A 15,418-nucleotide genomic window follows, 5' to 3' on the forward strand; every position below is an offset into this window, starting at 1 on the left:
GGGCGCGCGTGCGCGACCTCGTTGAGATCGGCATGGGCCGAACAGCCCGACGAACCTATGAGCTGGACGACATCGACATCGTCCCCTCCCGCCGGACCCGCTCCTCCAAGGAGGTGTCGACGTCCTGGCAGCTCGACGCATACCGGTTCGACATCCCTGTGCTGGCGCATCCGACCGACGCGCTCGTGTCGCCGTCGTTCGCGATCGAACTCGGCAAGCGTGGTGGCCTCGGGGTCATCAACGGTGAGGGTCTGTGGGGCCGGCACGCGGACGTCGAGGCGAAGCTCGCCGAACTCGTCGCGCTGGCGGAGTCGGACGTCGACGTCGAGGCACCGATCAAGAAGCTGCAGGAACTGCACGCGGCGCCGTTGCAGCCGGGACTTCTGGCCGCTGCCGTGGCCCAGGTCCGCGACGCGGGTGTCACGACCGCGGTGCGGGTCAGCCCGCAGAACGCCCGGGCGCTCACCCCGCAGCTGCTGGAGGCGGGCATCGACCTGCTGGTCGTGCACGGCACGATCATCTCCGCTGAGCACGTCGTGCACGGCGACAGCGAGCCGCTGAACCTCAAGACGTTCATCTCCGAGCTCGACGTCCCCGTCGTCGCCGGTGGGGTGAGCGATCACCGCACCGCACTGCACCTGATGCGTACGGGCGCGGCCGGTGTGATCGTCGGATACGGCTCCACCGAGGGTGCAACGACGACCGGTGAGGTGCTGGGCATCGGTCTTCCGATGGCCACGGCCATCGCGGACGCCGCTGCGGCCCGCCGCGACTACCTGGACGAGACGGGCGGACGCTACGTCCACGTCATCGCGGACGGCGACATCACGTCCTCGGGCGACCTCGCCAAGGCGATCGCCTGTGGCGCGGACGCCGCCGTCCTGGGCGCACCGTTGGCCGTTGCGGCGGAAGCTCCCGGCGGCGGCTGGTACTGGCCGTCGGCCGCGGCGCATCCCTCGGTTCCGCGCGGCACGATGCTGCCGGTCTCGTTCGGTGCGCGTCCGTCGCTCGACCGGGTCCTCACAGGTCCGTCCGACGACCCGTTCGGTTCGTTGAACCTCGTCGGCGGTCTGCGCCGCTCGATGGCGAAGTCGGGGTACTCGGATCTGAAGGAGTTCCAGAAGGTCGGCCTGACCGTCCGCGCCTGAGGCGTCCGTTCGTCGCCGCTTCTCTCGTCGCCCAATGTCACATCGGTGCAGTTCAACTGCATTGGTGAGGCATTGGGCGACGTGCGTTTGCGGGTATCTCGACCGTTCCTGATACCTCTCGTTACAGTTAGGTGACCCTTGTGGCAGCTGTCACAACCGAGGGGTGCATACTGGCGAGTAATAACTCAGGTTTCGTTGGAGGTCGAGTGATGAGTAAGCAGCGCGCAACGGAGTACGACGTCCTCATAGTCGGGTCCGGATTCGGTGGCAGTGTCACCGCACTCCGATTGGTCGAGAAGGGCTACAAGGTCGGCATCCTCGAAGCGGGCCGTCGCTACGCCGACGCGGACTTCGCGAAGACCAGCTGGGATCTCAAGAAGTTCCTCTGGGCGCCTGCCCTCGGGTTCTTCGGCATCCAGCGCGTCCACCTGCTGCGCGACTGCCTCATCCTCGCCGGTGCCGGCGTCGGTGGCGGTTCGCTCAACTACGCGAACACGCTCTACAAGCCGCCCGCCTCCTTCTTCCAGGACAAGCAGTGGTCGCACATCACCGACTGGCACGACGAGCTCACGCCCTACTACGAGCAGGCCCGCAAGATGCTGGGCGTGGTCCAGAACCCGCACATGACCCCCGCCGACGAGATCATCAAGTCGGTCGCGGAGGACATGGGCGTGGGCGACACGTTCATCCAGACCCCGGTCGGTGTCTTCTTCGGTGAAGCGGGCAAGACCGTGCCGGACCCGTACTTCGGCGGCGTCGGCCCCGACCGCACCGGGTGCATCGAATGCGGCGAATGCATGACCGGATGCCGGCACGGCGCCAAGAACACCCTGCTCAAGAACTACTTGGGTCTCGCGGAGAAGGCGGGCGCCGAGATCATCCCGATGACCACGGTCACCGGTCTGCGCGAGGCGTCCGACGGCACCTGGGACGTCTTCACCCGGCGCAGCGGGCCGCGCAAGAACCGGAACCGCAAGACGTACACCGCCGCGAACGTCGTCCTGGCCGCGGGCACGTGGGGCACCCAGCATCTGCTGTTCGACCAGAAGGAGACGGGCGCGCTGCCCAAGATCTCCGACCGGCTGGGTGTGCTCACCCGCACCAATTCGGAGTCGATCCTCGGCGCCGCCAAGAACAAGGTGGATCCCGCGCTCGAGCTCACGAAGGGCGTCGCCATCACGTCGTCGTTCCACCCGACGTCCGACACCCACGTCGAGCCGGTGCGCTACGGCAAGGGGTCGAACTCGATGGCCCTACTGCAGACGCTGCTGACCGACGGCGGCGGCCGGCGGTGGATGACGTTCCTCAAGGAACTGGCGAAGGATCCGACAGCACTGAAGGTCCTCACCCCGTACAAGTGGAGCGAGCGCACCATCATCGCCCTGGTGATGCAGAACCTCGACAACTCCATCACCACGTACACGAAGAAGGGCCTGTTCGGTCGGCGCAAGGTCACCAGCAAGCAGGGCCACGGCCAGCCGAACCCCAGCTGGATCCCGGCAGGCAACGAGGCGACCCGCCGGATCGCGGAGAAGATCGACGGTCGCGCGGGCGGCACCTGGGGCGACGTGTTCAACATCCCGCTCACCGCGCATTTCCTCGGCGGCTGCACGATCGCGTCGGAACCGTCGAAGGGCGTCATCGACCCCTACCACCGCGTGTGGGGTTACCCGACGCTGAGCGTGGTCGACGGGTCGGCCGTGTCCGCGAACCTGGGCGTCAACCCGTCGCTGACGATCTCGGCGCAGGCCGAGCGTGCGGCCTCGCTCTGGCCGAACAAGGGCGAGAAGGACCTGCGCCCGGCGCAGGGGGAGGGATACCGGCGCCTGAACCCGGTCGCCCCGATCGCACCGGTCGTCCCGGAGGGGGCGCCCGCCGCGCTGGTGCTGCCGATCGTCGAGATCCGCAACAGCGCCGTGGTGCCCGACGCGCAGAAGCACGGCGTTGCATAGGGCGCGAGAGGGCCGGGTCATGGGGTCGCGCAGACCACAGAGCTGCGCCGATTAGACTGACCCGGTGGCAGATATCGAGCAACAGAGACCGGTCCTCGTCGTCGACTTCGGCGCGCAGTACGCGCAGCTGATCGCCCGGCGGGTGCGTGAGGCCAAGGTCTATTCCGAGGTGGTTCCGCACACCGCGACCGTCGAGGAGATCGCGGCCAAGAATCCCCTTGCCGTGGTGCTGTCGGGTGGGCCGTCGAGCGTCTATGCGGACGGTGCGCCGCAGCTCGATCCGGCGCTGTTCGATCTGGACATTCCCGTGTTCGGCATCTGCTACGGATTCCAGGCCATGGCCGGCGCACTCGGCGGGACGGTGGCACACACCGGCACCCGGGAGTACGGCCGCACCGACCTCAAGGTGCAGGGCGGTCTGCTGCACGAGGGGCTGCCGGCCAGCCAGCCCGTGTGGATGAGTCACGGCGACGCGGTCACCGAGGCCCCGGCGGGCTTCGAGGTGACAGCCACGAGCGAGGGCGCACCCGTCGCCGCGTTCGAGGACCGGGCCCGCAAGCTCGCGGGTGTGCAGTACCACCCGGAGGTGCTGCACTCGCCGCACGGTCAGCAGGTGCTCAGCCGGTTCCTCCACGAGATCGCCGGCATTCCTCCCGCATGGACGGCCGCGAACATCGCCGACGCCCTCGTCGAGCAGGTCCGCGAGCAGGTCGGCGACGGCAAGGCGATCTGCGGGCTCTCCGGCGGTGTCGACTCCGCTGTCGCGGCGGCGCTCGTGCAGCGCGCCATCGGCGACAACCTGACGTGTGTGTTCGTCGACCACGGTCTGATGCGTGCGGGCGAGCGTGCCCAGGTCGAACAGGATTTCGTTGCCGCGACCGGCGCAAAGCTGATCACGGTCGACGCCGCCGACACCTTCATCGGTGAGCTGGCGGGCGTGTCCGACCCGGAGACCAAGCGCAAGATCATCGGCCGCGAGTTCATCCGCAGCTTCGAGGGCGCGGTCAGCGACGTGCTGGGCGAGAACGCCGCGCACGGCGACACGGTCGAATTCCTCGTGCAGGGCACGCTGTACCCGGACGTCGTGGAATCCGGCGGCGGCACCGGCACGGCCAACATCAAGAGCCACCACAACGTCGGCGGACTGCCCGAAGACCTGCAGTTCACGCTCGTGGAACCGCTCCGCCTGCTGTTCAAGGACGAGGTCCGGGCGGTGGGGCGCGAGCTGGGTCTGCCCGAGGAAATCGTGGGACGCCAGCCGTTCCCCGGTCCCGGCCTGGGCATCCGCATCATCGGCGAGGTCACGCAGGACCGGCTCGACATCCTGCGTCACGCGGATTCCATTGCGCGCGAAGAGCTGACGGCCGCCGGGCTCGACGGTCAGATCTGGCAGTGCCCCGTGGTGCTGCTCGCCGACGTCCGCAGCGTCGGGGTGCAGGGCGACGGACGCACCTACGGCCACCCGATCGTGCTCCGCCCGGTGTCCAGCGAGGACGCGATGACCGCGGACTGGACGCGACTGCCCTACGACGTTCTCGAGCGGATCTCCACCCGGATCACCAACGAGGTGCACGACGTCAACCGTGTCGTGCTGGACATCACGAGTAAGCCTCCGGGCACCATCGAGTGGGAGTGACGCACTGTGCGCGGTGAGTGAGTCCGAGGACCCGCTCACCGCGCACGTGCGCTTGCGCCTCTACTTTCGCCGGTTGGGTGCGAACACGAGCACAACGCCGACCAGCACCGCGACCACCACGAACAGCCAGCGGAACTCGACGTTCGCGAGCGGTTCCAGCGAGAACGGCCCCGCAAGTGCCCAGCCGCTCACCAGGAGTGCTGCCAATCCTGCGAGGAGCAGTAGTGGCGACGGGCGCTTCCGCGTCCGGGTCTGTTCGTTGCCGTGAGTGTCGTCGATGTCATCCACGGCGCACCTCCACACTTCCGAATCGGACATCGGCGTTGAGGGTCAGGACGTGACCGTCCGTGCCGTCGACGCCACCGTCGAGACCCTCCGGGAGGCACTGCGCGTCGCCGAACTGGGTGGTGCAGTGGTTCTCGACGTTCATACCGGGCGGCAGGAGTACCACGACCTCACCGAACTGCCCGCTGACGTCGACCGTCTTGTCCTCGGTGAGAGTGACGTTCCGGAGGTCGAGCGTGAAGCTGCCGAATCCGCCGGAGTAGGCGGGCTCGATGGCGGCCGCCGTCGCCGGGTTCCAGGTCCGATCGCCCATGTTCTCGCTGTTCAGGTCGAGTGAACCGACGAGCGAGGCGAGGATCACGAAACCGATCAGCGGTCCGGCGACGACGAGAAGTCCGTAGCCCTTGCGCAGGAATCCGCCGATCAGCAGCCCCACTCCGATGACGGCGAGCGCGACCGCGCCGATGCGGCCAGCGTTCAACCAGTCGGATCCGGTGGCGACCGACAACGCGGTCGCCGCCGCGGCCGCGAGGATCGCCAACCCGATCACCATCGTCGTCAGGCGGGAGTGGGTGCGGTCCGGTTGTACTGCGGGCGTGGTGGTCCTGGCCGGTTCGGGCAGATTCCATGCGAACGGGGCGACCCCGAGCGGGTCCCACGCCGGCGGTCGCGGTTCGAGCGGCGCGAACGGGGCCGAGGGTGTGTCGACCTGCGGACCGGGGGTCGGGGTCTTCTCGAACGACACCGGAACGGTTTCGCCCGCAGCAGTTTCGGGCTTCAGTGCCTCGGTGGGCGCGTCGGCCGGCTTCTCGTCCGAGGTGGGCGGAGTGCTCGGCGTGTAGGAGTCGGGAAGCTTCGTGTACGGACCGTACGCACCCGGACCGTACGCACTCGGACCGTACGTGCCGGGGCCGAACGGGTTGGCGCCGAACTGACCGGGCGAGAAACTCGTCCCGGGATACCCGGTCCCGACACCCGGGGCAACGGCTCCGGCGGGCAACGGTGGGGGTATCGGCTGCCGCTGGTACAGCAGCCACAGGCCGCCGAGCATCAACGCCATGCTGACCAGCCCGGAGCCGCCGAGCCCGACACCGAAGGGACCAACGGTGCTCAGCGCGATGGCCAGTGCGACGAGAAGGACGATGGTCTTGGTGCCGGAGTCGGAGCTGTGACCACGTCCCACCAGCGACTCCGCGGGGGAGGCCGGGTCGCCCGACTTCGTGAGGGCGAGCCAGCACGCCAGGTAGAGGAGCACGCCGGCGCCACCGAAGATGGTGGACACGACGAAGGCGACTCGTATCAGTACGGGATCGACGCCGTAGCGGTAGCCGATTCCCGCACAGACACCGGCGACGTGACCACGGCCCGGCAACCGCACCGGCCGGGTCCGCCACAGATCCTGTATCTGCTCTTGGAAGCTCCCATTGCTCATACGACCATCGTTCCGGTCGGCGCGGCGCGCGTACATCGGGAACTACCCTGATCTTTCCGGTCGGGGTGGGCCGGAACGCGTGCCGAAGTCAGGGTTGGACCCTGATGCCGTGGCCAGGGGATCGTGCCAGTATCGAACATGTGCAACCTGTGTCGAACACGTCCGCGGGCGGTGCCCAGTACGCGGGCGACGTGACCGCACCTGCCCCGCCCGACGGCATTCCCATGCCGCGGCTCGAACGCCGGACCGGTGGTCGCATCGTCGGCGGCGTCGCGGGTGGTATCGCCGATCAGCTGGGCGTCGACGTGATGAAGGTGCGGGTCGCGTTCGCGTGTCTCGCCGCGCTCGCCGGCGCCGGCATCGTCGGCTACGGACTGTTGTGGATCTTCACGGCCGCAGGTTCCGACACCGAGAAGCCCAGTGCCTCCGAGCGACGGAGAGCGTACGGACTGATCGCGATCGGCCTTGCCGGTGCGTCCGCGTTGTCGTGGTTGTTCAGTGGCCGCGTCGGTTCGGTGATCGCGCCGATCATCGTGGTGGCGGTCGGCGCGGCTCTGGTGTGGCGCGAGTTCGATTCGGAAGGTCCGCGCACCGTCATCGGGCTGCCGCAGCGTCCGACCGTCCTCACCTGGGCGCGGGTCCTCGGTGGCGTGACGTTGATCGTGTCGGGTCTCGGTGTGGTGATCCTCGCGCAGGTCGACTTGGCTGCGCTGCGTTCGTCGTTGCTGGCTGTGGTGGTCACCCTGGTCGGCGCCGGGCTGCTGACGGTGCCCCTGTGGTTGCGACTGTGGCGCGCGCTGGGCGCGGAGCGTGCCGCCAGGATCCGCAACGACGAGCGTGAGGAGATCGCGTCACACCTGCACGATTCCGTCCTGCAGACCCTGGCGCTGATCCAGAAGCAGGCCGACCATCCTCAGGAGGTCGCGCGGCTTGCCCGGGGTCAGGAACGAGAACTGCGGAAGTGGTTGTTCGGTGGGGGAGACGCCGACCATTCGAGCCTCGCGGAGGCGTTGCGCATCATCGCGGGCGAGGTGGAGGACCACCACGGCGTCACGGTGCGGCCGGTGACGGTCGGCGATGTGGCGCTCGACGTCGAGGGCACGGGTGAGGGCCTGTCGAAGGAGAGTTTCACGGCGGTGCTCGGTGCGACGCGGGAGGCTCTGGTCAACGCGGCCAAGCATTCCGGGGAGACGGACATCAACCTGTTCGCCGAAGCCGAGCACGAACAGGTCAGTGTGTTCGTCCGGGACCGCGGCGTCGGATTCGACGTCGACGAGGTGTCCCCGGACCGTCAGGGCCTGGCGAAGTCGATCCGTGGACGGATCGAGCGGCGCGGCGGGCACGTCGACGTGCGGTCCGCACCCGGCAAGGGCACCGAGGTGCGAATCCACATGCCGCGGAACGGCCGGACGTGGGCGACAGCGGCCACCGCCGAGGACACGGACACTGCCGGCGTCGAGGACGTGCCGTTCAGTCAGGGTGCGTGAGCACCACTTTCGCCGTGTCGGCGCACTGGTGCGCGGTGTCTGCTCGCATGCTGTCCCAGCGAGGGGGTAATGTTCGCCGGCGACACGACTGTGGGGGTCGTGTGCTCGCACCGTGTTGCGGCGGGGTGGGACGCGAGATGTCAAGGGGGGATTTCATGTTCGACCGTGAGGGTCTGCGCGTGCGCGAGCACGAGTTGCAGGATCAGATCGATTCGATGCTGGCCGCGCTCGACCGGCCGACGCAGGAACTGCATGCCGCTCAGCAGCAGGTGGCGCAGCTGCGGGTGAGTGGGGCGTCCACAGACGGACTGGTGCAGGTGGTGGTGAACTCGGTGGGCGGCGTGGTGGACGTGCGCCTCGCGCCGAACGCGTTCCGGCGGTCCACCCCCGAGTCGCTGGGACGTGCGATGACCGAAGCCGCCCGGCGTGCGGGCGAGGCCGCGCACACCGAGTCGGTGCGCATCATGGGATCGATCGTGGCCGCGACCGAGACCCTGCCGGATCTGCCGGACCTCGTCCCCGGCGCTCCGAGCCTGCGGGACTTCCTCCCGCGCCTCGAGCCCGAAGTAGGTGGCGTCCCGGCCGATCGGGAACCGGACCCGGACGATCCCGACGACGCGCAGTGGAATCGGCCGGTCCTGCGGGACGGGTGGCAGTGAGCGCGCAGCTGTGGGTGGACCCGGCGCATCTGCGCAGCGTCGCACCCCGATTCGACGCACTGTCGCAGCGGATGGCAGCGGTCGCCGCCACACTGCACTCGACCCTCGAGGCCGAGGGTGAATGCTGGGGCGGCGACGAGACCGGGACGACGTTCGCGAGCGGGTATCTGCCGTCCGCGGACGCGGCCGGGCAGTCGCTGGGGTTCGCCGTCGGGGCGCTGGCCGCGCTCGGATCCAGACTCGGAAGCACCGCCGACTCGTTCGATGACACCGACCGCGGCACCGCATCCAGCCTCGCCGGGCTGTTCTGATGGGCATCGAGGTTCCGGGCAGTGTCCGGTGGTTGGCGGAGAAGGTCGTCGGGGCGGACTGGCCCGACGCGGACGAAACGGCGATGGAGCGGCTCGGGCAGGGGTGGAAGGACGCCGGTGCCTCGCTCGACGACATCATCGAGGAGGCCGACGCCGCGATGCGGTCGGCCATGTCCGGGGTGAGTGGTGACGTCGACACCGCGATGGCGCAGCACTGGGCGCGGATCGGTGCGGACGGGGCACTACGCGAGTTGTCGGGGTTGCTCCACGAACTGGGCGACACCCTCGACTGGTCGGCCGATGACATCCGGGTCGCGAAACTGTCGATCATCGCGGCCCTGGTGGCACTGGCGGCCGAACTCGTCGCGGTCGCGGTGGCCAGCGCGATGACGTTCGGCGCGGCGAGCCCGGCCGCGTTCGCGGCGGAAGCGGCCACACAGGTCACCGTCCGGATGATCATCCGGCAGCTGATCACCTCGATCCTCACCCGCGCCGCGACGGGCGCGGCGGCCGGCGCCGGAGCCCAGGCGGTCCTCGAGGCTGCGTTTCAGAAGTACGAGATACACGTGGGTCGGCGCGACAGCATGGATTGGGGCAACGTTGCAGAGGCGGGCGGCAAGGGTGCGGTTCGGGGAGGCGTGAAGGGGGCGGTCAACGGCGCGTTCGGGCTGAAGTTCACCGACCCTCGTTCTCAGTTCGGGGGCATGCTCGGCTCCTACGTGCAGGAGGAGACGGTCGGCGCACCGCGGTTCAGCGGCGCCGTCGTCGACGAGGTGCTGGACCGGACCGGACTCGACGACGACGTCCGGCGTGCCCGCGACGAGATCGACGGGCGTCTGCCGTGAACGGGGCCGACAGCCGGCTGCGGGTCCGGCCCGCCGGTCACCTCCGGCGTGGTGTCGCCCTGGTGCTGGACCTCGTGTTGCACGCACTCGTCGGGGCCGTGGTCGGGGTCCTCGTCTACATCGTGCAGACGGCCGGACAGTCGGTGCCGCCGAACGCGGCGGAGGGAACGGCGGGGTTCGCGGTGATACCGGCGTGGCTCGTGTTCTCGTTCGTCCACCGGACCGCGATTCAGGCGCGATTCCATGCGACGTTCGGCAAGTGGATGACGGGTCTCTGCGTCGTGCGGCCGGAGGACGGAACGTGGCCGAGCTTCGGATATCTGGTGAAGGCCTGGTTCCGCAGTGCCGGTGCGGCTCTCCAATCGGATACCGCCACCGACGGGGAAGACGGGATGCCGGCGGTGGTGCGGCGACAGTGCGAATCATTCGACACGCTCTAGAGTGGGGTGACTCTACCGCCCACGCGAGGAACAGCTGCAGTGACTTTGCCTGAAACACCCCCGTACCGTGTCTTTCTCGTCGATGATCATGCCGTTTTCCGTTCCGGGGTCCGCGCCGAACTCGGCAGGGAAGCGGACATGGAGGTGGTGGGCGAGGCGGGCGGTGTCGCGGAGGCGGTGGCCGGGATCAACGCCACCTCGCCGCATGTCGTGCTGCTCGACGTCCACATGCCCGAGGGCGGCGGTGTCGCCGTGCTGCGGGGCATCGAGTCGGGTCCGGTGTGCCTGGCACTGAGCGTGTCCGACGCCGCCGAGGATGTGATCGCCGTGATTCGCGCCGGGGCACGCGGGTACGTCACCAAGACGATCTCGGGCGCGGAACTGGCCGACGGCGTGCGCCGCGTCGCCGGCGGTGACGCCGTGTTCAGCCCGAGGCTCGCGGGATTCGTGCTGGACTCCTTCACCGGGCGTTCCAATGCTCCTGAGCCGCAGCTGGATCCGGAGCTGGATTCGCTGACACCGCGGGAGCTGGAAGTGCTGCGGCTGCTCGCGCGGGGGTACACGTACCGCGAGATCGCCGAGGAACTGGTGATCTCGGTGAAGACGGTCGAAACGCATGCGTCGAACGTGCTGCGGAAGACGCAGCAGTCCAACCGGAATGCGCTCACGAGGTGGGCGCACCGCCGGCGGATCGACTGACCTCCCGGGGTGTCAGGGCTGGGCGAGGAGGACGATCACGGCCACGAGCACGGCCAGGATCAGGATCGCGACCATGACACCCATGGCGATCGGCGCCCACGCCACCACCTGATCGCGGACGGTGGGGGCCGGCGAACCGGGAGCGGGTTTCGTCGGGCGCGGCGGCCACTGCAACCGGCCGAGCGGACGCGGCACGTTCTTGAGCGGGGTGCTCTGAGGCACGGCGGGCAGACCGGCCTGGGTGGAACTCACCAGCTTGCTGCGCCGGCGTGAGTCGGGCAAGGGGGTCGAACGGTGTGCCCACGCAGGGATGGTGCCGTCTGCGGAATAGACGGGCGAGCCGACGAGGTGCGCGACGTTCCCGTCCCCGGACATGGCCACCCGGGCCAGGGCGTCGCGGGCCTCGGCCATCGTCGGACGACGCGCCGGGTCGGGCTCGAGCAGGTGCAGCAGCGTGTCGGTGAGCGGTCCGGCCTTACTGGGACGGTAGATCTCGGCCTTCGCGACCCGGTGCAGGAGTGCGATGGAATCGGAGTCGATCCCGAACGGCGGCTGGCCCTCGACGACGGTGTACAGCGTGGAACCGAGCGAGAAGACGTCGCTGGCCTCGGTGGGGTCCTGACCGCGGGCGACCTCGGGGGAGAAGTACGCGGGTGTGCCGGTGATGACCCCGTTCGTGGTGTCGGCGGAGTCGCCCTTGGCGCGGGCGATGCCGAAGTCGCTGATCTTGACGGTGCCGAGTTCGCGGCCGCGGTCGGCGACGAGGATGTTGCCCGGCTTGATGTCCCGGTGCACGATCCCGGCGGCGTGGGCGGCGGTGAGCGCGTCGGCCACCTGCGCGCCGATCTGGGCGACCTCGAGCGGGGGCAGTGTGTCGGCGATGTTCATCGCCTGGGCGAGGCTGCGCGACGGCAGGTACTCCATGACCAGCCAGGGCTCGCCTGCCTCGAGCGCGACGTCGTACATCGCGATGGAATGGCTGTGGGCGAGTTTGGCGGCGTTGCGACCTTCCCGCATGGTGCGTTCGCGGACACGACGGGCCTCGTCGGGGTCGAGTCCGGCCGTCGTGGTGACCTGTTTGATGGCGACGTCGCGGTGCAGCAGGGTGTCCCGTGCGAGCCAGACCGCGCCCATTCCACCGCCGCCCAGTTTGGACCGCAGGCGGTACCTTCCGGCCACCAGGTATTCGGGTCCGATGCCCCTTTCGCTCTGCTCCTGCTCCATCACGCGTTCAGGTTAGAGGATTGCGCGGACACGGGATGCGCGACGGTCCTGACCTGGCCGTTCGGGGTCCACTTGACGGGCCTCCACCGACCGGCTTTACTTGAAATGAGTTCGAAAATACGTTCGAACAAAGCGTCTGTTCGAGCCGCGTCTTCCCCGTGGTTGCCGACCGCTGTTGGTGCCGAGTGTCAGGGGTGTCGAGTTGGCTGAAGTGGCCGGCGAGCCGGGGTTTCCGGTGCCGGGGACTCCCGAGTTGTCCGGGCTGTCCCGGCAGGAGCGTCTGGACTACCTCCGACGACGGATGGCCGCTGTTCCCGCGCGCGGTGAATCGGTGGCGAGCCGCGCCCCGGTGGAGAGTGCGCTCCCCACGACGGGCACGTCCGCAGCGCCCGATTCCCATGCTGCCGGGGTGCTTCCGGTTCCGGCTGCGCTGGCCGAGCTCCTTCCCCGAGGCGGGCTGGTGCGCGGTTCGGTGGTGTCGGTGTCGGGTGCCACCTCGCTCCTGCTGGGTTTGGTCGCGTCCGTGACCGCGGGCGGCGGACACGTCGCGGTGATCGGACATCCCCGGCTCGGGGTGCTGGCAGCGGTCGAGATGGGGGCGCAGCTGGAACGGCTGGCCCTGATCCCCGATCCGGGCGCCGATCCGGTGGAGATCGCCGCGGTGCTCCTGGACGGAATGGATCTGGTGGTGCTCGGACTGGGTGGGGCGTCGGTGGCGCCGTCCCGGGCGCGTGCGGTGGTGGCCCGGGCCCGGAGCAAGGGGTCGACCCTGGTCGTCACGGACGGGCACTGGGACGGCGCGGAGATGCGGCTGGAAGCCCGGGTGCACGGTTACGCCGGACTGGGCAACGGATCTCAGGACCGGGGATGCGGGCGGTTGCGTTCCCTCAGCCTGGCGGTGTGCGCCCGGGGGCGGTCGTTCCAGCCGCGCACCACCCGGTTGGACGTGCGGTCGGCGCAGGGCCGGGTGGAATGGGTGAGCGCACCGGAACCGGTGGCGCCCCTCGAGGTCGCCCCCTTCCCGGCGCCGGTGGAGGTGGTGGGTCTGTGAGCCGGGTGCTGGCGTTGTGGTGCCCCGACTGGCCCGCGGTCGCGGCGGCCGCTGCCGCGGACCTCCCGCCGACTCACCCGGTGGCGGTGACGTCGGGCAATCGGGTGATCGCCTGCTCGGCACCGGCCCGCGCGGACGGGGTGCGCAGAGGCCTGCGCCGCCGCGAGGCCCAGGCCCGGTGCCCCCGGTTGCACGTGGTGACCGCCGATCCCGACCGCGACGCGCGGCTGTTCGAGCCGGTCGCCTCGGCCGTCGACGCGGTGGCGCCCGGTGTCGAGGTGCTGCGACCCGGTCTGGTGGTGCTGTCCGCTCGCGGTGTCGCCCGGTACTTCGGTTCGGAGGAAGCCGCCGCGGAGCGGTTGGTGGACCAGGTGTCGGCGGTGGGGGTGGAGTGCCAGGTCGGCATCGCCGATCAGCTGTCCACGGCCGTGATCGCCGCGCGCAGAGCAACTCTCGTGCCGCCCGGTGAGGGGACGGCCTTCCTGGCGCCGCTCCCGATGCGGGAACTGGCCGCCGAGCCGAGCCTCGCGGCACCCCATCGCGGTGAGCTGGTCGATCTGCTGCACCGGCTCGGGTTGCGCACGATCGGCAGTTTCGCCGCGCTGTCGGCGGGCGATGTGGCGTCGCGGTTCGGAACCGATGCGGTGCTGGCGCATCGCGCTGCGCGGAGTGAACCGGAGCGTCCGCCGTCGGGCCGGTCGCTGCCTCCCGACCTGGAGGTCGAGGAACGGTGCGATCCCGTCATCGAACGGGTCGACGCCGCCGCCTTCGCGGGGCGTGCGCTGGCGGAGAAGCTTCATCGCACACTGTCGGACGCCGCGGTGGCCTGCACCCGGCTGTCGATTTCGGCGAGCACCGGCAACGGTGAGCAACTGTCCCGAATCTGGAGGTGCGCGGAACCGTTGACGCCGGAGGCGACGGCGGACCGGGTGCGGTGGCAGCTGGACGGGTGGCTGACCGGGCGCAGCGAGAAGCGGCCCACCGCCGGTATCGCCGTCCTGCGGCTCGAACCGGTGGAAGTGGTGGCCGCCGGCGCCCTGCAGCTGGGACTGTGGGGTGGGGTCGGCGACCGGGACGAGCGGGCCCGGCGGGCTCTGGTGCGGGTGCAGGGTCTGCTCGGCGGGGAAGCCGTGCAGGTGGGTGTCCTCAGCGGTGGGCGGGGCCCGGCGGAGCGCATCACGTTGCTGCCGTTGGGCGACGAGCTGATTCCGCGCAACGATCCGTCGGAGCCGTGGCCGGGCACGTTGCCGGAACCGGCGCCTGCCGCGGTGCTGACCGCGTATCCGGAGGTGTGGATGTCGGACGAGCGGGGTATGGCTGTGACGGTCACGGAACGGGGTGTGTTCAGCGCGCCTCCCGCGCGGTTGCGGTGGGGGAGCCGAGAGTGGGCGGTGTGCGGATGGGCCGGACCGTGGCCGGTGGACGAGCGGTGGTGGGACCCTCCGGCCGCCCGGACGGCGGCCCGGGCCCAGGTGCTGCTGGAAGAGTCGCGGGCGCTGCTGGTGATCTGCACGGCTGGCCGCTGGTCGGTGGAGGGAATCTATGAGTGACACGGAGCGGGACGCACCGCACCGCAGGATCGTCGTCCAGGAATTGACGAGCCTCGACGGGTTCGTCGCCGGACGGTCCGGCGAGCTGGACTTCTTCGATGCGGTGCCGGATTACGGTGAGGTGGACCGATACAACCTCCGTCTGCTCGCCGACACGGACCTCGCCCTGCTCGGGCGAAAGACGTATCAGATGTTCTCGGACTACTGGCCCACCGAACAGGCGCAGGGTGAGGTCGTGGCCGAGGCCGTCAACTCGATCCCGAAACTCGTGTTCTCCTCGACGCTGGACAGCGCCCCGTGGGGGGATCGGGAGCCGGCGCAGCTGTGGCCGGGCGACGCCGTCGAGCGGGTGCAGCACCTCCGGCAGGAGCCCGGTGGCGACATGATCGTCTGGGGGAGCATCACCCTCGCGCGGGCACTGCTCGCCGCCGAGCGGGTCGACGAAATCCAGTTGCACGTGGTGCCGATCCTGCTGGGGCACGGCCGCAGGCTCCTCGACGAGGACACCGGGATGCATGCGCTGACGTTGCTGGAGTCGAAGGGGTACGACTCCGGGGTGGTCACGTTGCGTTATCGGGTGGGGCGGGCAGCGTAACCCACCCGGCGACCTGTCTTGCGAACCGACCGTTCGAAATGCTTTGCTGTGCAGAGGGTCGCGTGCCGGTGGCGGACAGCGTCAGGCATGGAGGCCGGCCACGG

15 protein-coding genes are annotated in these 15,418 nt (G+C 69.6%); 12 read left to right on the forward strand and 3 right to left on the reverse strand.

Annotation, left to right across the window (positions count from 1 at the left end; translation table 11 throughout):
* Positions 1–8 precede the first annotated feature (8 nt).
* The 3 genes from PSR88_RS31505 (at position 9) to guaA (ending at position 4,736) form a co-directional block, all read left to right on the forward strand.
* The gene (locus PSR88_RS31505) at positions 9–1,148 is read left to right on the forward strand and encodes a GuaB3 family IMP dehydrogenase-related protein (protein ID WP_009479410.1); all 1,140 of its coding nucleotides are present in this window, start codon (positions 9–11) and stop codon (positions 1,146–1,148) included.
* A 209-nt stretch (positions 1,149–1,357) separates the two neighbouring features.
* The gene (locus PSR88_RS31510; protein WP_011598180.1) at positions 1,358–3,100 is read left to right on the forward strand and encodes a GMC family oxidoreductase N-terminal domain-containing protein; all 1,743 of its coding nucleotides are present in this window, start codon (positions 1,358–1,360) and stop codon (positions 3,098–3,100) included.
* A 64-nt stretch (positions 3,101–3,164) separates the two neighbouring features.
* Positions 3,165–4,736: a glutamine-hydrolyzing GMP synthase gene (gene guaA, locus PSR88_RS31515; protein ID WP_009479412.1), complete on the forward strand. Its 1,572-nt coding sequence runs from the start codon at positions 3,165–3,167 to the stop codon at positions 4,734–4,736.
* Positions 4,737–4,796: 60 nt separating this feature from the next.
* Here guaA and PSR88_RS31520 read toward each other — a convergent pair whose 3' ends face one another.
* Both PSR88_RS31520 and PSR88_RS31525 read right to left on the reverse strand, forming a co-directional pair.
* The gene (locus tag PSR88_RS31520) at positions 4,797–5,024 is read right to left on the reverse strand and encodes a hypothetical protein (protein ID WP_009479413.1); all 228 of its coding nucleotides are present in this window, start codon (positions 5,022–5,024) and stop codon (positions 4,797–4,799) included.
* Complete coding sequence (locus PSR88_RS31525; RefSeq protein WP_016883220.1) at positions 5,017–6,489, reverse strand: PspC domain-containing protein; 1,473 nt, start codon at positions 6,487–6,489, stop codon at positions 5,017–5,019. The genes PSR88_RS31520 and PSR88_RS31525 overlap by 8 nt, the downstream gene beginning before the upstream one ends.
* 68 nt (positions 6,490–6,557) lie before the next feature.
* Between PSR88_RS31525 and PSR88_RS31530 the strand changes: the two genes are divergently transcribed.
* From PSR88_RS31530 to PSR88_RS31555, 6 genes are all read left to right on the forward strand, one after another.
* On the forward strand, positions 6,558–7,940 hold the full coding sequence (locus PSR88_RS31530; protein WP_016883219.1) for a PspC domain-containing protein: 1,383 nt from the start codon (positions 6,558–6,560) through the stop codon (positions 7,938–7,940).
* Between the two features lie 155 nt (positions 7,941–8,095).
* Positions 8,096–8,599, forward strand: a complete 504-nt coding sequence (locus PSR88_RS31535; protein WP_029539467.1) for a YbaB/EbfC family nucleoid-associated protein — start codon at positions 8,096–8,098, stop codon at positions 8,597–8,599.
* The gene (locus PSR88_RS31540) at positions 8,596–8,910 is read left to right on the forward strand and encodes a WXG100 family type VII secretion target (protein WP_009479417.1); all 315 of its coding nucleotides are present in this window, start codon (positions 8,596–8,598) and stop codon (positions 8,908–8,910) included. Before PSR88_RS31535 ends, PSR88_RS31540 begins: the two co-directional genes overlap by 4 nt.
* A complete protein-coding gene (locus PSR88_RS31545; RefSeq protein ID WP_016883217.1) occupies positions 8,910–9,755 on the forward strand; it encodes a hypothetical protein in 846 nt (281 codons plus the stop codon). Before PSR88_RS31540 ends, PSR88_RS31545 begins: the two co-directional genes overlap by 1 nt.
* Positions 9,752–10,195 carry an RDD family protein gene (locus PSR88_RS31550; RefSeq protein WP_016883216.1) on the forward strand — a complete coding sequence of 148 codons (444 nt, stop codon included), beginning with the start codon at positions 9,752–9,754 and terminating at the stop codon, positions 10,193–10,195. The genes PSR88_RS31545 and PSR88_RS31550 overlap by 4 nt, the downstream gene beginning before the upstream one ends.
* A gap of 39 nt (positions 10,196–10,234) precedes the next feature.
* On the forward strand, positions 10,235–10,894 hold the full coding sequence (locus PSR88_RS31555) for a response regulator (RefSeq protein ID WP_016883215.1): 660 nt from the start codon (positions 10,235–10,237) through the stop codon (positions 10,892–10,894).
* Positions 10,895–10,906: 12 nt separating this feature from the next.
* Here PSR88_RS31555 and PSR88_RS31560 read toward each other — a convergent pair whose 3' ends face one another.
* A complete protein-coding gene (locus PSR88_RS31560) occupies positions 10,907–12,118 on the reverse strand; it encodes a serine/threonine-protein kinase (protein WP_011598187.1) in 1,212 nt (403 codons plus the stop codon).
* Between the two features lie 211 nt (positions 12,119–12,329).
* On the opposite strand from PSR88_RS31560, the gene PSR88_RS31565 reads away from it, so the two are divergent.
* From PSR88_RS31565 to PSR88_RS31575, 3 genes are read left to right on the forward strand one after another with little or no spacing between them, the layout of a single operon-like run.
* Entirely contained in the window at positions 12,330–13,169 is an 840-nt protein-coding gene (locus PSR88_RS31565; protein ID WP_029539466.1) for a hypothetical protein, read from the forward strand.
* Positions 13,166–14,719: a DNA polymerase Y family protein gene (locus PSR88_RS31570; protein ID WP_009479424.1), complete on the forward strand. Its 1,554-nt coding sequence runs from the start codon at positions 13,166–13,168 to the stop codon at positions 14,717–14,719. The genes PSR88_RS31565 and PSR88_RS31570 overlap by 4 nt, the downstream gene beginning before the upstream one ends.
* A complete protein-coding gene (locus PSR88_RS31575) occupies positions 14,712–15,314 on the forward strand; it encodes a dihydrofolate reductase family protein (RefSeq protein WP_009479425.1) in 603 nt (200 codons plus the stop codon). Before PSR88_RS31570 ends, PSR88_RS31575 begins: the two co-directional genes overlap by 8 nt.
* The last annotated feature ends 104 nt before the right edge of the window (positions 15,315–15,418 follow it).

It is taken from the genome of Rhodococcus sp. DK176, from assembly GCF_038447315.2.
GTDB lineage: Bacteria > Actinomycetota > Actinomycetes > Mycobacteriales > Mycobacteriaceae > Rhodococcus_F > Rhodococcus_F jostii_A.